General features: G+C 60.6%; 18 protein-coding genes and 2 pseudogenes. 11 read left to right on the forward strand and 9 right to left on the reverse strand.

What is annotated here, in order from left to right:
* Nucleotides 1-536 precede the first annotated feature (536 nt).
* Nucleotides 537-1,434, reverse strand: a pseudogene (locus AC1DEM_RS15340) (IS5 family transposase).
* 350 nt (nt 1,435-1,784) lie between these two features.
* Here AC1DEM_RS15340 and AC1DEM_RS15345 point away from each other — a divergent pair.
* Nucleotides 1,785-2,264: a GNAT family N-acetyltransferase gene (locus AC1DEM_RS15345; protein WP_476885162.1), complete on the forward strand. Its 480-nt coding sequence runs from the start codon at nt 1,785-1,787 to the stop codon at nt 2,262-2,264.
* A 317-nt stretch (nt 2,265-2,581) separates the two neighbouring features.
* Here AC1DEM_RS15345 and AC1DEM_RS15350 read toward each other — a convergent pair whose 3' ends face one another.
* Nucleotides 2,582-4,453 carry a restriction endonuclease gene (locus AC1DEM_RS15350; RefSeq protein WP_476885163.1) on the reverse strand — a complete coding sequence of 624 codons (1,872 nt, stop codon included), beginning with the start codon at nt 4,451-4,453 and terminating at the stop codon, nt 2,582-2,584.
* Nucleotides 4,454-4,564: 111 nt separating this feature from the next.
* Here AC1DEM_RS15350 and AC1DEM_RS15355 point away from each other — a divergent pair, with 111 nt between their 5' ends.
* The 3 genes from AC1DEM_RS15355 to AC1DEM_RS15365 all read left to right on the forward strand — a co-directional run bounded on the left by AC1DEM_RS15355 (nt 4,565) and on the right by AC1DEM_RS15365 (nt 8,047).
* Complete coding sequence (locus AC1DEM_RS15355; protein ID WP_476885164.1) at nt 4,565-5,557, forward strand: trypsin-like peptidase domain-containing protein; 993 nt, start codon at nt 4,565-4,567, stop codon at nt 5,555-5,557.
* A 613-nt stretch (nt 5,558-6,170) separates the two neighbouring features.
* Nucleotides 6,171-7,097 (forward strand): endonuclease NucS domain-containing protein, encoded by a 927-nt coding sequence (locus AC1DEM_RS15360; RefSeq protein ID WP_476885165.1) that lies wholly within the window; start codon nt 6,171-6,173, stop codon nt 7,095-7,097.
* Nucleotides 7,098-7,432: 335 nt separating this feature from the next.
* A complete protein-coding gene (locus tag AC1DEM_RS15365; RefSeq protein ID WP_476885166.1) occupies nt 7,433-8,047 on the forward strand; it encodes a hypothetical protein in 615 nt (204 codons plus the stop codon).
* 112 nt (nt 8,048-8,159) lie between these two features.
* On the opposite strand, the gene AC1DEM_RS15370 is transcribed toward AC1DEM_RS15365, so the two are convergent.
* A complete protein-coding gene (locus tag AC1DEM_RS15370) occupies nt 8,160-8,951 on the reverse strand; it encodes a metallophosphoesterase family protein (protein ID WP_476885167.1) in 792 nt (263 codons plus the stop codon).
* A gap of 118 nt (nt 8,952-9,069) precedes the next feature.
* A complete protein-coding gene (locus AC1DEM_RS15375; RefSeq protein ID WP_476885168.1) occupies nt 9,070-9,375 on the reverse strand; it encodes a hypothetical protein in 306 nt (101 codons plus the stop codon).
* A 155-nt stretch (nt 9,376-9,530) separates the two neighbouring features.
* Here AC1DEM_RS15375 and AC1DEM_RS15380 point away from each other — a divergent pair, with 155 nt between their 5' ends.
* Together AC1DEM_RS15380 and AC1DEM_RS15385 are read left to right on the forward strand one after the other, a co-directional pair.
* The gene (locus AC1DEM_RS15380; protein ID WP_476885169.1) at nt 9,531-9,764 is read left to right on the forward strand and encodes a hypothetical protein; all 234 of its coding nucleotides are present in this window, start codon (nt 9,531-9,533) and stop codon (nt 9,762-9,764) included.
* A 772-nt stretch (nt 9,765-10,536) separates the two neighbouring features.
* Entirely contained in the window at nt 10,537-10,803 is a 267-nt protein-coding gene (locus AC1DEM_RS15385) for an excisionase family DNA-binding protein (RefSeq protein ID WP_476885170.1), read from the forward strand.
* 118 nt (nt 10,804-10,921) lie between these two features.
* Here the strand turns inward: AC1DEM_RS15385 and AC1DEM_RS15390 are convergent, their stop codons facing one another.
* A complete protein-coding gene (locus AC1DEM_RS15390; RefSeq protein WP_476885171.1) occupies nt 10,922-11,386 on the reverse strand; it encodes a hypothetical protein in 465 nt (154 codons plus the stop codon).
* A 295-nt stretch (nt 11,387-11,681) separates the two neighbouring features.
* Here AC1DEM_RS15390 and AC1DEM_RS15395 point away from each other — a divergent pair, with 295 nt between their 5' ends.
* The 5 genes and pseudogenes from AC1DEM_RS15395 to AC1DEM_RS15415 all read left to right on the forward strand — a co-directional run.
* A complete protein-coding gene (locus AC1DEM_RS15395; RefSeq protein ID WP_476885172.1) occupies nt 11,682-12,485 on the forward strand; it encodes a TnsA-like heteromeric transposase endonuclease subunit in 804 nt (267 codons plus the stop codon).
* Nucleotides 12,466-14,697 (forward strand): Mu transposase C-terminal domain-containing protein, encoded by a 2,232-nt coding sequence (locus AC1DEM_RS15400; RefSeq protein WP_476885173.1) that lies wholly within the window; start codon nt 12,466-12,468, stop codon nt 14,695-14,697. The genes AC1DEM_RS15395 and AC1DEM_RS15400 overlap by 20 nt, the downstream gene beginning before the upstream one ends.
* A gap of 46 nt (nt 14,698-14,743) precedes the next feature.
* Nucleotides 14,744-15,796, forward strand: a complete 1,053-nt coding sequence (locus tag AC1DEM_RS15405) for a TniB family NTP-binding protein (RefSeq protein ID WP_476885174.1) — start codon at nt 14,744-14,746, stop codon at nt 15,794-15,796.
* The gene (locus AC1DEM_RS15410) at nt 15,780-17,846 is read left to right on the forward strand and encodes a zinc-ribbon domain-containing protein (RefSeq protein WP_476885175.1); all 2,067 of its coding nucleotides are present in this window, start codon (nt 15,780-15,782) and stop codon (nt 17,844-17,846) included. The genes AC1DEM_RS15405 and AC1DEM_RS15410 overlap by 17 nt, the downstream gene beginning before the upstream one ends.
* Before the next feature lie 343 nt (nt 17,847-18,189).
* A pseudogene (locus tag AC1DEM_RS15415) lies at nt 18,190-18,380 on the forward strand (IS3 family transposase); the annotation flags it as partial.
* A 171-nt stretch (nt 18,381-18,551) separates the two neighbouring features.
* Here the strand turns inward: AC1DEM_RS15415 and AC1DEM_RS15420 are convergent.
* The 4 genes from AC1DEM_RS15420 to AC1DEM_RS15435 all read right to left on the reverse strand — a co-directional run bounded on the left by AC1DEM_RS15420 (nt 18,552) and on the right by AC1DEM_RS15435 (nt 22,237).
* Nucleotides 18,552-19,856 (reverse strand): phospholipase D-like domain-containing protein, encoded by a 1,305-nt coding sequence (locus tag AC1DEM_RS15420; protein WP_476885176.1) that lies wholly within the window; start codon nt 19,854-19,856, stop codon nt 18,552-18,554.
* 86 nt (nt 19,857-19,942) lie between these two features.
* Nucleotides 19,943-20,716, reverse strand: coding sequence for a hypothetical protein (locus tag AC1DEM_RS15425; RefSeq protein WP_476885177.1), 774 nt, complete (start codon nt 20,714-20,716; stop codon nt 19,943-19,945).
* Nucleotides 20,717-21,119: 403 nt separating this feature from the next.
* Complete coding sequence (locus AC1DEM_RS15430; RefSeq protein WP_476885178.1) at nt 21,120-21,719, reverse strand: DUF4230 domain-containing protein; 600 nt, start codon at nt 21,717-21,719, stop codon at nt 21,120-21,122.
* Complete coding sequence (locus AC1DEM_RS15435) at nt 21,716-22,237, reverse strand: hypothetical protein (protein ID WP_476885179.1); 522 nt, start codon at nt 22,235-22,237, stop codon at nt 21,716-21,718. Before AC1DEM_RS15435 ends, AC1DEM_RS15430 begins: the two co-directional genes overlap by 4 nt.
* Between the last annotated feature and the right edge of the window lie 50 nt (nt 22,238-22,287).

Below are 22,287 nucleotides of genomic sequence, written 5' to 3' on the forward strand. Positions count from 1 at the left end.
ACGTCCTGAAACTAGGCACTCGGTGGTGGCGTAGTAGCCGACCGGACTTCTAGAAAAACGCTACTAAGTCGGAACAACAACTTCCTCAAGTGATCGAGGATTTCCCGCGCTCGGAGTCAACTAAGCGGGGGGAAAGAGATCACAATCTTACAGCAAGGCGCTTAGGCCGGGCCAAGGATCGGCGACGGCCGTCGGGCTTCCCGAATTGGACGTTTTCTACGACCCAGAGCCCGGCGAGTTGTTCTTCTGGACCTGCAAGGTCCCCGCCAGAACTGGTCGGTTGCCGGAGTTACGTTGGCCGGCTCCGGTCAGGACGAAACCGTAGTGAGCACGCAATTGAAGCGTCCTCTCTGATCCCTGCGGCGACATCCGTACCGACGATGCAGCCAAGGAGATGTGCGTGTCCGTGGGAAAGGCCTTGATGGCCGAAATTAAGCGATACGGTTTTGCACATTGTCGCGTCCATCGCCGAGACCGCAGGACCAGCGGGAGGTGTGAGAACCGGGCAGGATGAGCGCGCAGGCGGCACGTCGGCCCTAGGGCGCGTTGCTAAAGCTGGCTCGAAGCCAGTTCAGGGCCGCGGCGAGCTGGATGGCGGCCATGTAGTTCCGTGCGGACTTGTCGGCCCGCTGGGAGATGCCGCGCCAGCGCTTGAGGTTGTTAAAGCACCGCTCGACCACGTTGCGTCCCTTGTGGATCTCGGAATCGAAACATGGGGGCCGGCCGCCGGAGGAACCCTTCTTCCGGCGGTTGGCCGCCTGGTCCGCTTTGTCCGGGATGGTGGCCTTGATTCCGTGTTCGGCCAGCCAGGCCCGGTTGGCCCGGGACGGGTAGCCCTTGTCCGCCAGCAGGCGGTCCGGTCGAGTCCGAGGCCGGCCGCGGCCGGTGCGGGGCACCCGGATCTCGTCCAGGGTGTCCGCCAGCATGGTGGTGTCGTTGACGTTCCCGGCAGTCAGGACCGCGGCGAGCATCCTGCCGTTGCCGTCGGAAACCAGGTGGATTTTGCTGGTCAGGCCGCCGCGGGAGCGACCGATCGCATGGTCAGGCGGTTCCGGACCGAGTTTCTTGTAATTCGACGGAGCCCCCTGTGTGGCGCGGAAGCGTCGCGCCGTGCTGGTGGACGCGCACGATGGTCGAGTCGATCGAGGCGACCCAGTCCAGGTCGCCCAGCTCGCTGGCCCGGGACTGAACCCGTTCGAGCACCTGCACCCAGGTGCCGTCCTTGGCCCACCGGTCGAAGTTCTTGAACACCGTGTTCCAGTTCCCGAACCGCTCGGGCAGGTCCCTCCACGGCGCGCCTGTGCGGAACTTCCACACCGTGCCCTCGACAACGAGCCGACGGTCGGCGACCGGACGCCCGTTCCCCTTCCAAACGGGAAAGACGGGACCGATCACCGACCACACCACGTCCGAAACCAGATCGCGATCAGCCATACCCAAAGCCAACCAAAAATAGGTCCCAACAGGGTTTAGCAACACACCCTAGGGAGGTAGGAGATCCACGCCCGGTCATTGAGCCAGTGCAGGCGCCTTCGACCGGAGGCGTTTGGCCGTACGTGTACCATCCGGAGAGCTGTTGCTTAGGATGCGCGCGGTACTGCCTTGCCCGCGGTCCCGATCGTCGCCGCGGCGTATCGATTGTCGTGGTGGACCGGATCGGGCCCTCCGGGCGGGAAGACATTGCGGCGGCGTTCGAGGGATTCGTGGAACCTAATTAGGACCCAGGCAAGCGAGAATGGAAGAGTGCCCCCAACGGGCACCTGTCGAATTTACAAGGAGGCACATTGTCCGCGCAGGATCCCCGCTTCTGCATCGAAGTCCATCCAACGCTCGCCTTCCGGAGTGCGTATAACTCGCCATTCGAGCGCAGCGCAGACTTCAGGGAGGGCTGGTGGGACAACGTCCCGCGTGCTTACGACAATGGAGATATGGAGTTCCTGTCGTTCCGGATAGCCGACAGTGAGGTAGCTCGGGCGCGGATCTCGCTCAACAAGCAGCCGGGTTCTGACTATGGTGTTCCGTGGCTTGCTTCTGGGTATGCCGAGCTGGAGCGCCTAGAGGTCGCCAGCAGATACCGACAACCGCGGACCGGGATCGGCACGCGCGCTATCCAGGCCGTCATTGATCGCCACCGGGACGTCGGCCTCCTCGCCTACTCCGAAGGAGCTGACGGATTTTGGGACACCCTCGGATGGCATAGGTTCGAGCACCCCGACGGCATGCCAAGCGGCCGCCCGCTTTATGTGCGGCCGCCGGAGAGCTGACGAGGAGAGCGGCCGGCGTTTTCTGCCGGCGTCTGGGTCTTCTTCACGGGCGACCTACCAGCTTGCTATGAGACGGTGGAGGTAGCGCTGCGTTCGGGCCCGCTGCATAAAGCCTCTCAAGTGTCTGCCGTTCCGCCTCACGTTGAAGCCGTGAACGAACGGATGGGGTTTACCACTCGTCCGATCTGAACATAGTTGTCAGGCATCAAACCTATGTCTTCGGGTTGGGTGGCTTCGTGGCATCCGTTCTGTCACTGCCGACCGACCCGTGCCACCACTCGCGTTGGCGTTTCGGCCCCGCACGGGCTCGCCGCGGGTCAGTAGAAGTCGTCTGCTGTAAGGCGTCTGCGGCTTCGGCTCAGCGGTGCGTCTCCGGGATAGGGCAGGCCGAGTACCTGACAAAAGAAGGCGGCCTTGAGGTCGGTATTGCGGAAGTGGCTGACGATCGCCTTGTGAGTCTCAGATCCGATTCTAGGATGCCGTTTCACGGCTTCTACCGCACCCTCCAAGTAGCTTTCAGCCCTGGTGAGCCTGTGCCTGTCCTCCGAATATGCTGCATGAAGGGCCGACCATGCATCCGTCGCCGTTCTGCCGTCCGCCAGTCCGTAGTTGGCCTGCGCCTTTCGGACGCGTTCGGTGACGGAGTTGATGTAGCCCGCCACTAGGGCGTCGTCGCCTCCGTGGCGCCGGTGCCCATCCAGGATGAGACGCTTAGCGTGCGAGCCGTCTGGACGGACTGTGGCGTCGTCGCCCAGAATGAACAGCGCGACGCCAGTCTCTCCCGCCTCGGCGATCGCAGCCCGCGTAAAGCCTGAAGTTGAGTAGAAGACGTGGTTCCCGAGATGGGGCCGTGCCCCCCGCAGTTGGCGGACCTGCGGGGAACCGACAGGAGTCGCTTGCATCTTCACCTGGGCCACCGCCTCGGGGTGCTCGACATCCACTCCGCGGTCCGACACCCCACCGGTGAGCCGGGAGCCGAAGAAGCCGAGCGGCCCCGACATGTGCCAGAGAGCCACGTCCTCCGCAGTGTGCCAATCACCGAGAAGTCGGCTGGTCGAAGCGGTCTCTGGGGACGGGCTCGGCCGCCCAGTCCCGAGCTCTGGCGGGAAGGGCGTTAGCGGGTTGTCAGGGAGCCTGAGGATGGACCTCCCGGCCCCTTCGTGGAACCGGTCGAATAATCCTCCCCTCTCGGTATACGCCGTCAAGTGCCGACCGCCGGACAGGGTGAAGCTGCTCTCTGCTACAGGGTTGCTCACGCTGCCCCCCATCGAGCAGTACCATTTAGTGTCCGAAGCGGGAATGGTCTCTGCCTCCGCCGCCAGCCCCTGAGACGGCAGGATCCAGAGGTCGAATGTCCGCGCGGCGAATCTGGTTTCCCGCGGCAGGGTGTTCTTGCTTCTTTGGGGGTAGCCCTTGTATACGGCTACTGCCCCGAATATTTCGACGTGGTCGCCGGGCGGGATTGCTGCGAGGACCTGCTGCGCGTCCTCACTGCTAACCGGCAGGGACAGCGGCCGATCTACATAATCGGCCCAGGCCCACATGGTGCGGGGGTCGCCGGAGAGAAGTTGGCCAGCGTCCTCGTACGCCTTACGGAAGGCCTGCACCCAACATGCGAGCTGGTCTTCCGTGAGCAACGCGGGCCGGGAGTCCTCGCGCGCCTGGGCAACCCGAGCCTCGTGCAGCTTTACGACGTCGGTATGGAAGCGTGCGAGGACGGCGCGGTGCCTGTCGCTTTGTTCGTCATTGAGCACACCACCCAGGACATCGTCGTTCGACGAATCTGCCTTCACGGACTGGTGCTGCGCCGCACTAAAGACAACGTCCTTACCCGGCTCGAGAATCGACCCAGAACCCATAAGACTGGCCCACTCGCGATCCCAGTCCTCCATAGCCGCATCGTGCTGTCGGCGTTTACCGACGCGGAGCTGTTCGGTCACAGCGCCTAACTGGGGGTTGACGGCAATCGCCGGAGTGGCTTTTGCCTGGCGATGGGCCAGGAGACGGTTGACCCCTGCGGCTGAGAGCTTGGTGAGGTGATGCAGGGCGGTGGCGATGAACTTGACCGTGTGCCAGTACAGCAGGCGGGGTAGGACGAAGAACAGATAGTCGATTATCTTCCCGACAGCGCGCTCACGCGCATGACTCCCGGCGTATCGCCGGTTCCTCAGGTCGCTGTGGGCTCTCATGTCTATTTTTGATTCCCTCCCCATGTGGGTGTCCGGCCACTCCCAGTGTGCCCGAGTCTTTTCAAGGCGTCTTGAGTATCCGGTACTTGGAACCGTCAACGCTGGCCACGTATGCAGATGCTCGGTATGCGCTTGGTTCCATTGCTGCGCGCCGAAATGAGCTTCCAAGCCTCCTGTACTTTTGAAGTTGGGATGTTGGCCGAAGGAACGGATTTCATAGTGGAAGCCTTAGTTGCGATGCCCGCACTGCGCTCCATCTTCTTGGAGATGCTCAACCGGGGGGACGGCATAGGGAAAGGCACAGGGTTTGTTGTTGTCCATGAAGGCGACCCCTACCTGATAACCAATCGCCACAATCTGGCTGGTCGTCGCTCAGACACTGACAAAATTCTCGATGACTACGACCGCGTCCCCACCCATGTATGCCTGACTCTTATGTCCAACTTCGCTCCCCTGGAGTGGAGGCGGCTCGTCGTTCCACTAAGGGACGACGCCAGCCACCCACTATGGTTCGAGCATCCATTCTTTGGTCGGCGCGTCGACGTTGTGGCGCTCTCGCTGCGCGGGGTCAAGAGCCTTTGGTACGACTACAGGTTGTTTCCGCACCAACTTACGGATGTGTTTGAACCTCGAAAACTGCGCACCATGCCCACCGATCCGGTTAGCATCATCGGTTTTCCATACGGGAAGTTCTCATATGGGTCCCTTCCAATCTGGAGCCGCGGCTATATTGCCTCCGAAATTTCGCTCGATTACGCCGGGCTGCCGAGGTTTCTGATTGACGCCCGGACAACATCCGGTCAGTCAGGTTCTCCCGTGATCGCTTATGCCCCCAAGGGGCCGGCAACGCTAGCTGACGGTTCCGTGATTAATTCCCCCGATGAGATCACGAACCTGCTTGGCGTCTACTCGGGACGCATTAGCCATGGCACCGACATTGGGATGGTGTGGCGGTTGCCTTTGATTCAGGAAATCATAGAGGGTCGGATGACCAACCCTGAGGGCTTGGAATGGCCGGCCCCGCAAAAGACCGTGAGAAAAGCAACGGAGTTCTCGGGCCCTCCGCTTTCCCCGCCAGTTGGTGCGACCACCAACGGGATTTGAACCTATCGGGCGCTTCCGTTTCGTCCATAGCGATCACGCTAACGGGGTGGAGGTGTATCAAAATAATGAACTTTTGACAACACAAAGCCAGAGCAGATTCGATAGCGCATCAACGCTCGATGTCGCCGTAACCCGCCGGGACAGCCAGAGAAACTTGGGATAGGGCCCAGGCAACGCGGGGTCTCATTCGGCGCGTGGTGCCGGCTGCCATGCCGGCCTCATGGGAGCCGGGAGCCACCCACGGGCGGGGCAGCGCGCCTCAGCTCGGCGATCCGCAGCCGCAGGAACGTGATGACCAGGACCAGGACGTACATGGCCAGGCCGGCCAGAATGGCCATCACGACGATGTAGAGCAACGGCCAGGATGCCGGCGGCTGGTGCGACGTTCACGAAATACTCCCAGTAGTTGTGTCCTGACGAGCCTACGCGAGCTCTTAGTACTCCTGCGGCGGGCTCTATCGAGTACAGGGGACCCGGGACCTCCAATGTTTGGACCAGCAGGACGGCGATCTGTCACGCATGTACTGCTAAGTCCGGTAATAGCCAGCACTGAGGGGATTCCCTTGATACGTTCATCAGCAGTGCCCGCAGCGGGCAAGGAACAAGGAGAGCAATGACAGCAGCATGGATGGTCCGGCAAGGCACAGGTGGGGCCTTCGCCGAGGAGATGATCGAGGCCGGTTACCTAGGAGTCGACTTCATTGGCGACCAAGACCTAACACCCCACCTTGGCGGAGGAGACAAGGCTTTCCGTCAGGCCGTCAACAGCATCTATCTCGGCATGTACCCGGACAAGAACCTCATCTCTGCCGGCCTGGCCTCGGGGAATCTGTGGAACGCCTGCGCAGGCATCGCCGAGGGGGACCTGGTGCTGGCCCCGAAACCCGACCGGACGTACCAGTACGGATGCGTCACGGGCGGCTACGAGTTCCACCCGGGGACGGACCTGATGCACCGTCGCCGCGTTGAATGGAAGGGTTCCTTCAGCAGGGATGACATGAGCGCCGCCCTGGCCTCATCGGCGAACGCCATCGGCACTGTCTCCCAGCTGACCCCCCACACGGCCGAGCTGGCCGTCCTGACCAAGGCGGCGGAACAGCTGCCATCGCCCGTTGCGGACATCACCGCCGAGGTCAGGGAGCAGCTGGCCTTCCAGATGGAGAAGCAGCTGGAGGATTTCCTGGTCCACAACTGGGCCAGCACTTCGCTGGGCCGCGAGTATGACATCTACACGGAGGACGGCCAGCCTGTGGGGCAGCAGTACCTCTCCGACACCGGACCGATGGACATCCTGGCGATCAGCAAGGACCGGACCCGGCTCCTGGTCGTTGAGCTCAAGCGCGGCCGAGCCAGCGATGTTGTGGTCGGCCAGATCCAGCGGTACATGGGCTTCGTCCATGGGGAGCTGCTCGAGGCCGGACAGAGCGTTGAAGGCGTCATCATCGCCCAGGAAGACGATCCGCGGATCCGGCGCGCGCTCTCCGTGGCGCCGAACATCCGGTTCATGAAATACAGGGTTGAATTCCACTTGGAGGAGTAGTGGAGGAACCGGCGGCGGCTGGCGAAGGGTTCGCGGTCTCAGGCGGCCACCCTCGTCGCCGGCTCCGCCCACCACGTTTTCGGGCACGATCTTGCGTTCAGACGGGTTCTCCAATTTGTCGCGTGTACCCTGGCTATCGCGACGGATGGAAGTCGTAGCACGATCTCAGCACAGCCTTCGCGCGGTAGGCGCAGCCCAGGCTACGTAGCACCGACCGGTGGCGAGTGTGACGACCATGAGACCCGCAGGCTCCTTGTAGTCGCCGTGGTTCCCAAAGGGAGCCATGCACAGTGTCCGTCGACCGGTCTGACGGTGCGGATCGCTACACTTGCGCCATGACTGAACCCTCGGCTTATGAGCTCAACGCATGGCGCAGCATCCTGCAGTACAAAGGGAGCCCCGCAACGCAGGTCATACAGAGCACCCTGGGCCACGCCTCGGGCTACTTAAGCAAGGCCAATGGCCGCGCCATTGAGTATCTGGAGAGCCGACCCCAGACCCAGGCGCTGGCCGCCCGGACACAGGAGTTGGTCGCCAAGACTGCCCAGATAGCCGGCGTCACGAAACAAAAGGTCGCCGAGGCGATCCCTGCTGCGGTGAACGCATGGCAGGGCACTGCAGTCGGTTCCGTGCAAAAAGCGGCAGGCAAATTCGCCCGCGTCGGGCTTTCACCCAAGCGCGTCGTAGCCAAGCACCAAGAGGTCGGGCACGAGATCAAGCATCTGTTCGAGCTGCGCGGCCTTGACCTTGAGCGGATCGATGCTGTCCGCGGCCAGGGATCGACCTGGGGGTATCCGCTCGGGGGCGCTGCTGTCGGTGCGTTCTCCAGCTTCCTTATCTCCGGAAGCACACTCACCACCGTGGTGTCAGCAGGGGCCGCGGCCGCACCCCGTGCTCATGGTCTAGACGGCGATTACGGCTTCCACCCTTTCCAGCGCTTAGGCCTTTGAGGCTTACCAAACCCCTCGAGTTCTGTCTGGGCGCCGAACTTCTTTCATCAACCTGACAGTTTGTCGGACTGACCGACCAGCACGTGCTCAGGATCGATGAGTTCCTTGCCCGCTAGTGCTCGGCGCCACCTACCATGATCGGCTCGATCCGAAGCGGATCCCCTGGCCACACGAGGACGGCATTCCCGGTGCGGGACCCGTCCATGTCCAGAACATCCACTCGAGTTTCGTCGCCATTCGGGTGCCAGATGAGTTCTGTCTTGCGGACGTGCCAATGGCCCGAGAAGACGTTAGGGGGCCGCAACGCCTCAACGGCCTGCTGCAAGAGGTCACGACTGACTTGGGCCCGGGCGATAGTGTCATCCGGAAGCGCCAAATCGCTCAGCATAGGCACTGCAGCGGGGACGTCATGGGTTAACAACAAGTCAATAGGGCCACCGGCGACCAGTCTGGCAATGTCGTGCGGCTCTACCTCTTCGATCCCGGGCCACCAACTGACACCGCGTTTGCGCCAGTTGTAGTCGACGGAGAATGCGCCACCCAATCCGCCTAACGTCATGCCGTGGACGACGGTCCGTCCGCCCCGCGGCAGGTATTTGATGCGGGGCCGCACACGCGCCAGCCCGTCGGCCTCAATAGTTAATGCGCGCAGATCCTGATGAGAATCGTGATTACCATCTATGAAGATCAGCTCCATGTCGAAGCCATCCAGGTAGCGGTCCAGCTTCGCGTCCCAGCGGCCCTTCCCTGCGCCCGGCCAGAGAACGCCGAGATCCCCGACCTGAAGGATTGTCTTGGCGCCGGCAGCGTGGGCCACGCGTATGACCTGTCGCGCCCACTGCAGGTCTCCATGCCAGTCCCCGGCAACGGCGACTGGCCCGGCGTTGTCCTCTTCACAGTCCACGCGACCGGCCTCCAAATCGATCCCCGCTCCGGATTCGACAGGTCGTCGGGGCCAGCATAAGTCTATTTCCTTACCTCCGGGCTGCCCCTCTGACGTGCAGGAACCGCTTGGAATCCACTCAGGGCATGGCCTCGATCCGCACCACAGGCGACGTCGTTCTGAGGGTCACGACGTGATCCGCTCTTACCTGAATCCAATAGCGCGCGGACGCACCCACAGCACAGGACTCCAGCATGAGCAGTTCGAGGGGTTCCCCGTCTCGGCGCAGCCGCGAGAATCCCGTGTCCAGATAATCAATCAGTGGCGCGGTGGCGGCCATTCGCCGACTCACAGTCCGGGCAGTCATGTCGAGCACGTATTGGCTGCCAGTGGCAGTTGTCACCAGGTAGCGGCCGACGTCGTCGTTCCGAAGCTCCCGCGTCATGGTGAGAGTCTAGCGGCGGCCTCTGACCCTATTCATGGATCCCGGGCAGGACGTTGGGAATCTGTCTTTGAGTCAGCGTTAGCCAATTTCCAGACATGCTTCAAGAGCGCTTCGGTTTGTCCGCGACCGACGCCGTGCGGACTAGGCTGGGCGCCATGGCGAACCTTCTTTATGCGGGGCAGACAATCCCGCTGCAGGAAACCGTGAATGTCGAGGAACTGGCGGACCTTCTCTTGGACGCGTATGCCAAAGGGGGCTATTCATGGCTATGGGCGGATCTGAAGGGTGCTTCCCCGGAACGCGTGCGGCTGATGATAGGCCCCGGTATCCCGATCGCCATCGTGGACGGCCGGCCACGCAGACAGTCAACAGGCGAAGAAGGCGGATGACGTTCCGGGAAATCCATCCAACCGGGGCTAGACCCTTACGCCTACCGTCCGGTCTGTGCAGGCCCGCTGGTTCCCGAGCAGAACACAACCAGGCGAAGGCGAATTCTTGAGTGCTGCAGGAGCATTCAGAACGGGTGTGACCCATCGAGGTCCACCACCGGATGAGTTGGATCGGAGATGTGCGGTAGACCCTAAAATGTGTGGCGTCGCGACAGCGGCACCGCGAATTCGGGCGGCCTCGTAGCAGCGGGCCGCTCACCCCGAGCTATGCTGCCTGGACGGTCGCTTTCACGTCAGAATACTTACCCGCGACCCCAAGCCAAATAAGTCTAATCGGCCTAGAATCGTGAGAAACAGCGGACTGTTGGTTATGGACGGGCCAGAACTTGTCGTCTGGACGCAGGTGACTTGTAGCCCGATTCGAATCGCCGGAGATCTTTGACGGGGGAGTGGTAATGGCTGGTCGGCACGCCTCCGGGGACGGAGGGCTCGAGAGTCATAGCCTCGCGTGCTTTCATGACATTTGTCCCTGCGGCCGGCGGGACCCTAGAACGCTGACACTCGATGAACTGGCCAAAAAACGCAGCGGGAACTAGACCATGAAAAGAGTCAAGACCGAAACCTCAAACGGGCTGGCGCGCGATTGCAAAAAGTCCTTGATGAACGGCTCGGCCGCCCTACTCCCGAAAGCGTCCTGCGCCTGGCGGTCGAACACGACCAATAGATTCCCCAGCCCCCGCCCCTTCGTATTGGGCGCCCTTACGATTGGCCTATGACTGACGAGCCGCTCCGCCCGGTTCGCTTCCTTACTATCGAACAGGTTGCCCAGGAACTGAACGTGGGTGAACCACTGATCAGAGCAATGCTGAAGTCCGGCGAACTGCGCGGAATCCAGATCGGTGGCCGAGGCGCCTGGCGGATAGGTAATGAGGATCTCGATGCCTACGTCGAGGCGGCTTATCGGCGGACCGCCGAGAGAATCACCCGTGGTGATGTTGCCGAGTACAGCTTCCCGGGGAATGAAGGGGCCTTCAACTAATTATGATTCCCTGCTGCCGTACAGAGCTATCTAACGTCGTCCAGTCTTTTTAACGGTGGAGCAAAGGGCGGAGGCCCTTGGGCCTTGAAAGGAACAGAGAACAGAAAGTGTTTGTTCTCTAGGGGGTCTTCGTGACCTGAGCCGATTGGAGTTCCGCCAGATAGTTTCTCAGTTGCTCGGAAAGCGCCAAGTGTCGCGCGATGGTGTCAACTATTGGCTCAACTCCGACCGGCTCGGGTATTGGCAGCGCCCGGTACTCCATCAGCGGGGGCACGATGGAGCCTAGCAGTCGGTCGGCGTCCGCTACGTCCTCGAGTCGCATTAACGCTTCGCCCCGAAGAACCTTTGCCATACGGTCATAGCTGACGTTAGCAAGCTCTGCGTAGCTGCGGATGTTCTGTCCGTTGTCTCGGAGCCTTGCCATGATCTTGACTGAAATGGCATGTTGCAGGCGGGCGGTGGCGATCCGTTTTTCTTCTAGATCCGTGCCGCCTTCGAGCCACGAGATCCTGACGACTTTGCCGAAGTGACGACGGTCTGACGGAGCCGCCATTAGTCTGGGCTGAAAGCGGGGGTCGCTCATGTTTTGATTTTAGTCGACATTCACCGCACCATTCGCGATTTCAGCCTTTTAGGGGGTTGATTTCTGTCTGAAAGGCGGAGTAATTTCGGTAGAAAGGCACATGAACGACACCGATTGCCGGGTCGTAGTGCCCTGACCTTCAGGAGCCAGTGCTGTGTCGGACGTCCGCGTCGCCGGGCGTCCGAAGGTGCTAACGGAGTGGCTCCGTTGAGTGGCGTGACGGATTGCATGGCTTGCCGGCCCGTTGGGACGGCCGACCGCGAAATCGTATTGTCGACTGACACAGGTACATCTGATGGTTGTCGAACAGATAGGCCGGAACCGGGCCAGGTCCTCGCATCCTTACAAGGGCGTCCGGATCAAGGACGGTTTCGAAGAGGTCCGGTGGCACTACCCGGAGTCCACCGGGGAGGGGGAAGTGCACGTTGTTGACGGTGCACCCTTTACAGGGGACATCTCTCGGGCTGTCCCGGCACGCACCGGTTACAAATATCCCGGAAGAATCAACCATGAAGGCCTCTACATCGTGGGGCAATCCCAGCAACAGGTTTGGTACGAATCGATGGCCGAATACACGGCTCTCATGCAGATTGAACACGCCATGTGTGTCTCAGCCGTGGCATCGCAGCCCTGCTGCTTCCTGCTCCGCGGCGGCATCGCCCATTATCCCGACTTTGCGATCCGGACGGCAGAGGGTCGCTCCATCATTGTTGATGTAAGGGACATGGAATTTACCGAATTGCGTGACATCGTCTCGTTCAACCGGACCGCTCATGTCTGTGAACAGCTCGGCTGGGGTTACATCATTATCGAGCCCCTGTACGGGTACGAGAAGCATAATCTGGAGTGGCTTGCCGGATACCGCCACCCAGTCGCGGCTCCAAGTGATGAACTTCGGGCCCGAATCCTGGACGCGGTCAGCGAACCGATCGGACTAATGAAACTGGCCCGCCGGCTCGACCCGCACCTTGAATGGCGGCACTTGCCGGCCATTTATCACCTGATGTTCACGCGCATCCTCGCCTATGACCCCGCATCACCGCTGGACGATGACACCACTGTCTGGAAAGCCGAAGACCATGAGCACGAACCCGCTTGAACGGGACTCAACGCAGCCGATCACCATGGACGGCATCGACTACCTCGTCGAGGGACGCAAAGGCTCCGAACTGGCTCTGTTCAACACGCTGACCGGAGAAACACTGACCATGACGTACGCGGCGGTCATGAGACGGGCCGAACTGCCCGACATCCCGTTGGAAAACGTTGCGGACATCCGCGCTGCGGCAACTGAGCTGTCCCCACTTCAGAAAAACCGAATGGACTTCCTGCTCCGCCATGTGGAAGAGGTTGCCTACGGGAAAGCACATGATGCGGCGGGATACCGGCCAGGCTATGACCCTGCGACGACGACGCAGGCGCAGCGCCTCGAGAGGAAGGCAACGGAATTGGCTTCCCTCAAGACCCGCGGACTGTCTCGCTCCAATCTCAAAAAGCTGGTCCTCAAGCTGAAGAGACAGGACTCGACCGGTCTCGTCGATGGCCGCTCCATCAGAGTCGTCGATCCCTTCGCCAACATCGACGAACGGCTACACAGAATGATGGTATCCCGCGTGAATGCGGCACGTGACGAGTCAACCCCCAATGTTCAGCAGCTTGTCACAGACGTACGGGGGGACTGGATGGCGAAGTACCCGGACGAGATCGAGGTGCTGCCTTCTGAAAAAACCCTCCGCCGGAAATTCGCCCTCCTCACCAGGGGCCGCTACACGACTGGGAGCGCAATCAACCGCAGATCCAACGAGAGCTCACCGAAGCGGTACATGGCGCATCGGCCGGCAAGCGCGCCGGGGGAGGAGGTTCAAGTCGACTGCACCGTACTCGACGATGAGGTCCGTGGCGACAATGGCGATCTGTTTCGTCCCACGCTGACGACGTTCATCGACAAAGCCACACACTGCATCCTCGCCATCATGGTCACCATAAGCGTCAAAGGTGTCGACCTTGCCTACCTGCTGGGGAAGGCTCTGTCCATCCCGGATCTGCGACCGGGACCGAACCTTCCTTTCAGCCTTAACGAGGTGCGGAGGCTGCCTTGGGCGGAAGCGCTGCTCGAGGCGGAACTCGACGGCAAGGACACCGGCCGGCCCATAATTATGCCCCGGCGCATCATGATGGATCTGGGGAAGGACTTCCAGTCCAACGCCTTTCTGGCGGCATGCAGGCTCTTCTGCATCGACGTCACCAATGCCGCACCTGGCACCGGCTCGGACAAGCCAATCGTCGAACGGTTCCACCGCACGATTAAGGACTCGTTCTGCCGGTACCTCCCCGGTTTCACCGGTGGCGATCCAGGCAACCGCGGCCGGGACGCCAAGCCGCGAAAAAAGAACAAAACGGGTGCAAGGACGGAGGATCCCTACCGGATCAGCATTCATACGCTGGCCTATGTTCTTGACCTGTGGGTCCGACACGTGTGGCAGAACCTGGAGACGGACGCCCTGCAGCACCCGGCACACCCAGGCAGACATTACAGCCCGAACACCATGTACGAGGCCTTGACGTACCGGAGCGGGTGCCTGTTCACTCCAATCACGCCGGCGACCTATGTCGGTTTGCTGCCGGTTGAAACGCGCGTGATCAGCCGGACGGGGCTTCGAGTCGGATACAGGCGTTACGACACGAAGGCTTTGGACTACTACAGGGGTAAGCCATCCGGAGAAAAGCTCATTGGGGATTTGTGGAGGGTCCATGTCGATCCCAACAATCCCGGCGCGGTCTGGCTACACGTTCCCGACGTTCAGGACTTTCCGGACGGCGGCAGCTACATCGAGTGCCCCTGGGTCAATTCCGAGGCGTTCGAGGCGCCGTTCTCGAGGGCAATTTTCGAGGCAGCAGATAACGTCGCCGGATTGGGTCATCAGCTATCGGCAAAGGACCGTAACGTCCTGTCCCGGCAGCTGGTAAAGGGTGCTTTCGCGGCAGCGGAAAAAGAGCAACGCGCCGCTGAGGAACGGGACGCAAAAGAGAGGCTGGTCGCCGAACAGGGCATGCCCCGCCCCCGTCCGGTAAGCGTAGTGACGCCCGAAGATCCGCACCAGATGTGGGCCTCCGTCGGTGACACCGGCCTTTACGAATTGTTTGATCCGACTTCCGCTGTCGAAGGGACGCATGGCAGGCGCCACGAAAGGGCCCGGCCCGGCCGCGACGCCACAACTTCCGGCCACAGCAGCAGGGATGACCCCGTAGCCTCCCACGGACACAGCATCAAGAGCCCGACTGGGCACGAAGGGGTCGAGGATGACCGATAGCAATTTTCAGCAGCTGCCGAAACCAATTGAACGTGACACATCGCTCATGAAGTGGGAGTCCCTGAATCGCGTCCTCGGAGCCGGGCGAAACCACTTCACGTTCATGGACCGGGCAGCTTACGACGCCTTGAACGACGGTCAGAGAACGGCGTACAACTCCGAACGTATCAGATTCATGGCGGGCGGTATGACGGTCACCACGGGCACCATCACCGGCCTCATTGCCCAGTTTCTGAAGGCCGACATGATGAACGACGGATCGCTGGCGGGGCGGCGGGGTGTCATGCTCTCCGCCCCGGCTTCCTCCGGCAAATCCACCGCCTGCCTGGCTTTGATCGAGTACTACCTGAGCCTGTACGAAAGGGAAAATCCCGGCGCCATCTCCGACGGGGCTGTTCCGGTCATTTACACTTCCGTCCCGGCCACCCGAACCATCAAGGGCATGCTTCAAAGGCTGGCGCGGTTTCTGGCGCTGCCCTTCCAAAAGTCAGATACCGAAACTGATTTGGCCGCGATGCTGCAAGAGGCCCTGCCTGCCGTCGGAACCAGACTCATTGTCCTGGACGAAGTTCAGATGCTCAACGGTGCCGAATCCACCTCACGTCCGGCGGTGAACAACCTCAAAGACCTCACCAACTACTTCGAAGGCACCATCGTGTACTCCGGCCTGAACCTCACGGACTCCGGACTGCTCTTCGGGGACGCTGGACTGCAACTGAAACGGCGCGTCTTCAACGTCAACGTCATCGACTTCACCGCAAGTCAAACCGAGCAAACGCTGGCGGAATGGTCGAAGATCGTGGGTTCATTCGCTAAAGCCCTGCCCCTCTACGCCACAAACCCCGCCGAAGTACAGGCCGATGCCGAATGGCTCCATACATTCACCGGCGGAACCATCGGCACCCTCAAAGCAGTCCTGTTCGACGCAGCAGCAAAGCTAATCTTCGAAGATGACCCGTCCCGCGAGAACCTCACGCGCGAGCTGCTCCAGGAATCAGTCCGCGACTACGCCGCGGAGTCCGGAGCGCAGTTCGCACCTCCTGCACCGCTGCAAGGCGCTAGGAGCCGGGAAAGGATCGTCCGTGCAACTCACCATTGAGCTAGTCAGAGTGTTGCCGGCCCCGCTGCGCATCAAGGCGTGGCCGGCTGAGACCGTCTACAGTTTCGCGAGCCGCCTGGAACGCCGGCTCAAAGCTCACCCTCGAGTCATCAGCCACCTCGCCTATGCCGACATCACACGCACCATTGGACGGCGGGCGACACCGGGGAAGACAACGCAACGGATGGTCACGCTCTGCGAGATCATGTGCGGCGTGCCGGCCGGGACACTGACTACGCCGAGCAGCATCCTTCCGTTCTCGTCGCATCATTGCAGCGATTGCGTCGGCGGCTGTGCTGTCGAATACGAGTGGACTCGGGGAAGATACACTTGCGAGCTCCACCGGCGGTGGATCGCACCCTGCCCCTCACAACCAAGACCATCGACGTATGAGCCACACCCGGTAGGGCCCGCCGCGCAGGAAAGGGTCGGACTGGACGTCGTCGACGCGGATCTCCGCATCGAGGCCTTGTTGGCCGAAGGCCGGGGCACTACCAGGCTACTCGACGAGATCACGCGGCGCATCGACTCCATGCGAGGCCAGGAACACCATGCCGTGCCCCGCCCCGGAGATCTCCCATTACTCGCCACGGTCCTGTCGGTCGTCACGGATCCAGCCGTGCAGGCTGCAGTGCTGGATGAGACTGTATCCTTCGCTGAGCGGTACGCCCGCCTAGCCACGGTGTTGGAGGACGGGCTGACTGATGACAGCCCGGAACTCTGTGACCAGGTTTGGCTTCTCCTGAGGCCGACCGCTGTCTGGGTCCGCACTACCTTTCTTCGGCAGGCCCAGGTTGACGCGTTCGAACCGTTCGTTATGCCTGACTCGACGGTTGATTTTTCTACAGCGCGGTACCCGCTGGATCCATTCCAGCGCTCGATGGACTGCCTCCGGACGGTTGGGAGGCAGGATCACCTTTGGTGGAACGACCGGTATATGCTCGCCCCACCGCTTAAGGGCAGTGCGCCTCTCCTGATATGCGATAACGGGCACGTCCAGAGCAAACCTAAGGGGAAAGCGCGCAACTCCGCCTCCGAGGAATTTCACTGCGCAGTCTGCTGCGGCAAGCGAGTCGTTGCCGGTCTTAATTCGCTCGGCGATCTTATGCCAATTCTCGTTCCCGAGTGGAACCGGGCTGTTAACGGCGCCCTGACACCGTTCATGGTATTGCCGGGGTCCAATCAGCGAGTGGCATGGACCTGCAGCAACGGACACAATTACCCGGCGACAGTCATAGCCCGTGCGCTTCGTGGTACCCAATGCAAGTATTGTGCCGGGGCGTTACTCCCCGGCAGAAATGACTTCGCCACCACCCACCCCGAGCTGGCCGCTTTGTGGGACTGTGAAGAAAACGGGAACCTGAAGCCCGCGGAGATTACCGCCGGCAACACCAGAATCATGGTTCACCTGCGCTGCCGCAACGGGCATTCAATGGTCCATACCCCCGCCTACTTCGTAACCTCGGCTGGCCGCTGCCAGACCTGTCTGGGGACCACCCTTGTCGCCGGTACCAATGACCTGGCCACGCGCCGGCCCGACGTCGCGGTCTGGTGGCACCCCGCCAAAAACGGCGACCTCACCCCGGACATGGTAAAGCCAGGCAGCGATGTCGTCGTGTGGTGGCTCTGTGCCGACGGACACGCCTTCCCGGCCCCCGTCAGCCACCGCTGCAGATACACGAAGAGGACCTGCCTCTACGACACGGGCCGGGTTCTGCGTACAGGAGTGAACGACGTGGCCACCAAGGAGCCGGACCTGGTCAAAGACTGGGACAGCACCCTGAATCCGAAAAAACCGACCGAGACAGTCCCAACTGATAACGAGTGGTGGTGGACGTGTCGGTTCGGGCACACCCAGCACACCACCGTCGCCAACCGCCACAAATCCGGTGGTTGCACACAATGTCCACCCGAAGACCGGGTGGGGCAGCCGCGCGGGAAGTTCAATCGGGGCCGAAATGGCTGGGATAATGGCAGACTGAATCCGACGTCGCCCGAACTGGAGTCCTGCCTGCGAAAGGCACGAGGAGCGCAGCTTCCGAGGCGGTAGGGGAGTTAGAGGAAAAGTCACGAACTGGAGAGACTATCGATGATGGCTTCGGACTGCCGGGCCCGATGACAGTGGTCTCCAGCACAGTTGCCCGGGACGCGAAGATTCACCCCTAGGAACAGGAGAACCGCATAGGCTCAGGCCGGCGCCATTTCCGACGTGGAGCGGGTTCGACCTCTCTGTTACACGTCCGGACCTGCCCAAAGTTTGTGCGCGTGGTTCCCGAGAAGTTCAAACTGCCATATTCAGCTCGCCAGGCGTCTCGAAAACTGCAGAACGCTGACAAATGACCCGCAGTTGAGCCCTTAGGGTGCCTCAACCCGATCCGCCGCCGACTAGGTTCGCGGACAACGCCGCGATGGAATCGTTCTTCCTGCTTTTCCAGAAGTACGTCGTCGACCGTCAGCGGGGCGCGGGCAGGATCTCCGACGGGCCATCACGACTTGGAGCGAATGGACCTGCCAGCCGGCGAAGGCAAAGACATCTGGGAAAACTCATCCCAATCGAATGCGAACAATGAACCGGACCGCACTCTGCTCGGACACGATTCCAGGGGCGCAACACGAGCCGCGAAGGCGCGGAAGGCTAGCTAGTGGCCGGAGCGCCGATGCAATTCAAATTTGCAGGCCTTGCTGCGCCGCTATCACTCGCCCGCTCGTGCGTGGCCCTTGCGTGCGCTGGCCCCGGCCGGACTCGGTGAACCGCTCAGACGGCCTTGACTGTCAGGACAGCGTTTCCTTCCGTCTGCAGCAAACGTAGCTGGTACCGACTCTGAAGCGGACCGAAAAACTCCGATGCTTGGACGCCGCGGAGCCTTTCCTCGTATAGGAAGGGCGACACGAAACGTGGCAATACGGTCTCCCGGAAGTCAATTGGGTTTTGTCTAACCCAATTAACCATTGCTGACTTTGTTGCCTCCGTGACACGTCCACCGTCGGCCGGCTCAACATGCAGTTGGAGAATATCGTCAACGCTGAACCGTATGCTCACGACGCAAACGGCGTTCCCGCTTTGGTGCTTGATCGTGACAGTGGCATTTCTGCCATGTTCTGGATTTGAAGACCAGTCAGCGGTGAATGTGAGCACGCAACGCTGCCCGGCCAGCCATACTGTGTCGGTTCGGGTGACGTTCTTGCCAACGTACGTTATCCTCGTCTTTCCCACCCTGGCCCAGCCGAGCTTTCTGGCGTTCTGATGTACGCAAAGGTAGCGGTTCCGCGGGACCAAATCGACTCGTTTGCCGTCTATCCACCAAGTCGTTAGGTCGTCGTCCTGTCCGACGACGAGGCTCCTAGTTTTTGAAAAAGAGTAATTGCCGGTCTCCCGGGAGTCCTTTTCCGACTCCATGGTCTTCACTGTGCCTACGCTTACCTGACGTGACTTCGGTGCTCGGTCCACGGCATTTTCAACGAGAAGTCGCCGCCTAGCTTGTTTCATAAGCACTTGCATCCGGCGGGCATGCTCGCCGCTGCGTTCGGCTCGGCGCCGAGACATTTCAGCGTCTGCGGCTTCGGCCGCGGTTTGGGCGGCGAGGTAGAGCCGACGTACCGGGGGAAGTAGTTCTTCCATATCGGCAATCATCTTGCGGGTGATCGGCAGTCGTTCTTCCAGCCAGGGCCCAATGCTCGCTTCGACTTCTCGCAGGTGGCCTGCATCGTCGATCGCGATCGTGGCCTCTTTGTTTCGGGTCCCGCGGCTTGTGAGGTTTTGGCTGCCTATGCTTGCGAATTGGCTGGGAACGTATACGAGCTTGGCGTGGAGGTTCGGGAGATGGAAGAGCCGGTGACCCTGATCCATGAGCTTGGTCAGTGTGGACAAAGATGATGCGCCGGCGGCAAATACGTCCATTTCGAACAACGTGGTTACCTCGCACTGGCCACCACTCATGTTGCCCAAAACTGAATCGGCAGTTTTGGAAGTGATGTAGGGCGAGAATACTTGAACGCCGGCAACAGGTGCATGAAGTTCTTTGCGCCATCGGCGGTCAATACTTCTCAGGTAGATCTCCATAGAGCGGCCGTCACCACCGAAAACGTGCTGTGGGGCGACGACTAAACCGGGACGGTGACCCAGACAACATGGTTAAGTTCCTTGTCTCATCGGGGGGCCGGCTCCAGACGATCGTCGCTGACGTAGTCGTTTGGGTCCTCGAACCGTTCTTCGGCGGGTGCGAAAGCTGTACGGGGTTTTCCGAAGGCACGCCTGCTAGCCTCGATGATGGTACGTCCAACGAGGAAGTTCGCCCCGCCGCCGATGACGGCACCAAAACCGAACGGAACGACTTTTCCAAGAACGATGATGCCCTGTTTTGTGCCGTACTTTGTAACAAAGTTGCGACCGATGTACTTATTGATCTGTCTAAGTGAAGCGGCCGGGATGGCATCCAGCGTGTGCCGTGCCCAATGTTGTCCGGTGCGCTCTGCGACCTTGTGAATTGCTTTTTCGGCGCCGTTTCCCAGTAGGACAGCGAGCACAAGCGTGCGACGGCGCTCGACCTCGGCTAGACGCACCTGATGGACCTCGGCTACGGCCAAGATGTAGAAGACCGAAGCTTGCAGGGACACTGCGGTCTCTCCCAGCGTCAGGGCCAAGGCTGCAGCGGTCCCGACCCCAGGCGCCGCTGCAGCTCCTCCGACAGCAGCCCCACTGCTAGTTGTCGCAGCGAGTAGCTGCCGCTCTAATTGCTTCAAAACGTGTGCCGGAGATAAATCTTTGGCTCCAGCACGTAACTTAGCAACATAACTGACCGCGAGTGGGGCCTGCGCGGTTAATGCTGCATCCACCATTCGGATCAGGAAGTGATCAGAAGCTACAGGCTCCACCGGTTCATTTATTGCGTGAGAAAACGGATCCGCATCCTTTTCGTTCAATCAATTCTCCTGAGTATAATAATCGGATTTTGGTGCAACGGGTATCGTCTGTCCCACTGTAAGAGAAACCCTAGAACATGGCAGTGCTCGAGCGCCGAGGTATGTGGTACAGAAAGCGCGTGTCTTGTCTAATGCCTAGATCCGGCACTGTGCTCAAGATTGAGGGCGATGCCTCGGGCAAAATGTTCTACGGCCGGGCGATCGCGGAAACACGGACGGAACTGGCCCGTGCAAACCTTCGGCTCTGCTCGAGAAGTTGCACAAAGGATAATTTGTTTTGTCCGCTGCGAAGTCGGTGCCGTTTGCTCGACAATCGGCTGTTCGTAGGCTCAGAATTGGTCCTTGGGACAAACCACTCTGCCCATCTACACTTTCAGGATCAGGACTGGTTAAACCGTCGCGATCATAGGAAAGTGGCTTGTATTTCCAGGGAGCTGAACATGCCAGTCATGGTCCTAGTATTTTCGGCAGCCTGTTCCCGTAGCCTTGATTCCTCGGCGGCAGAGGCCAGCTTTGTTTCGGCGAGTTTGAAAAACTGCGCCTGCTGAGGCGCCTCCATAGCGTCGGCGATCCGGTCTAAGACGCCGCGGTCCTGGCTGAACACATAGGATCGATCGTGGTCCAAGTTCGGCTTATCCAGCAGTGGCTCGGGCAACTGCGCAGCCACCGACTTCCCATCGGCGGACAGGGTAAGGTCATTGTCCGCGAAGCCAGATAGATCGACATAGGCGTTGACCGTGCCAGCGGCGACAAACAGGGTTCGTCGTCCTGTAATGAGGGCAGGGATTCCTGCGACGTTGTCCTCGATGTCCAGCACTGTTTCAAAGTTGCCGACCGCGGCATGGTACTGGCTGGTGTCTTTGATCGACTTCAGCAGAGAAGGCTGGCTCCGATCGGTCCGTTGCGACTGGAACGGGCTGAACCCCGCCATATTCAATACGCCAACGACGGCCAGTGCCAAGACGATCGTGCCGACCAGCACCATCGCGATGCGCTTGATCACCGGGATTCGCCGAGCGTCTGTGACGGCCTGTGCTGCTTTTTCGTCCGCTCGATTCCTTCAAGGCCGCGGATGACCAGCTCGCCAGCAATACCAAGACCAATAAGCATTAACAAAGTTCCATTCCGGGCGGAACTGGCGGCCATATACGTGTTTTGTGATGCTGTGACAGCCGCAATGTCATTGGCGTACCAGCCGTTGACGACGGTCTGCTGCGGGGCACCCTTGGTTTCGCCGTTGTTCATCGTGTTCTTGAGGCTCGCTGCGTTGAGCTCTGACTTCCAGTCGGAAGGGCTGCCGGCGTCGACAACGCCCGGCCCGGAGCCGATCCAGGCGCCGATGAACAACAGCCCAAGGATTGCGCCCAGAACGACGCGCGACAGCTTGGCTGGTCCCGCTGATGCAGCTAAGCCCTTTAGACGCCCCTTCTTCTTTTTGCCCACATTCACTTGCGGGGATGCCTGCGGAACCGGCGGAATAACCGGCCCGTTGAGCTCGGCGGGTGAATCGTAAGACGACATAGTTTTCCCATTTTCGTGATTTGTTGCTTACTGCCTGATGGCAGAAGATT

It is taken from the genome of Arthrobacter sp. 05T420 (genome assembly GCF_056396305.1).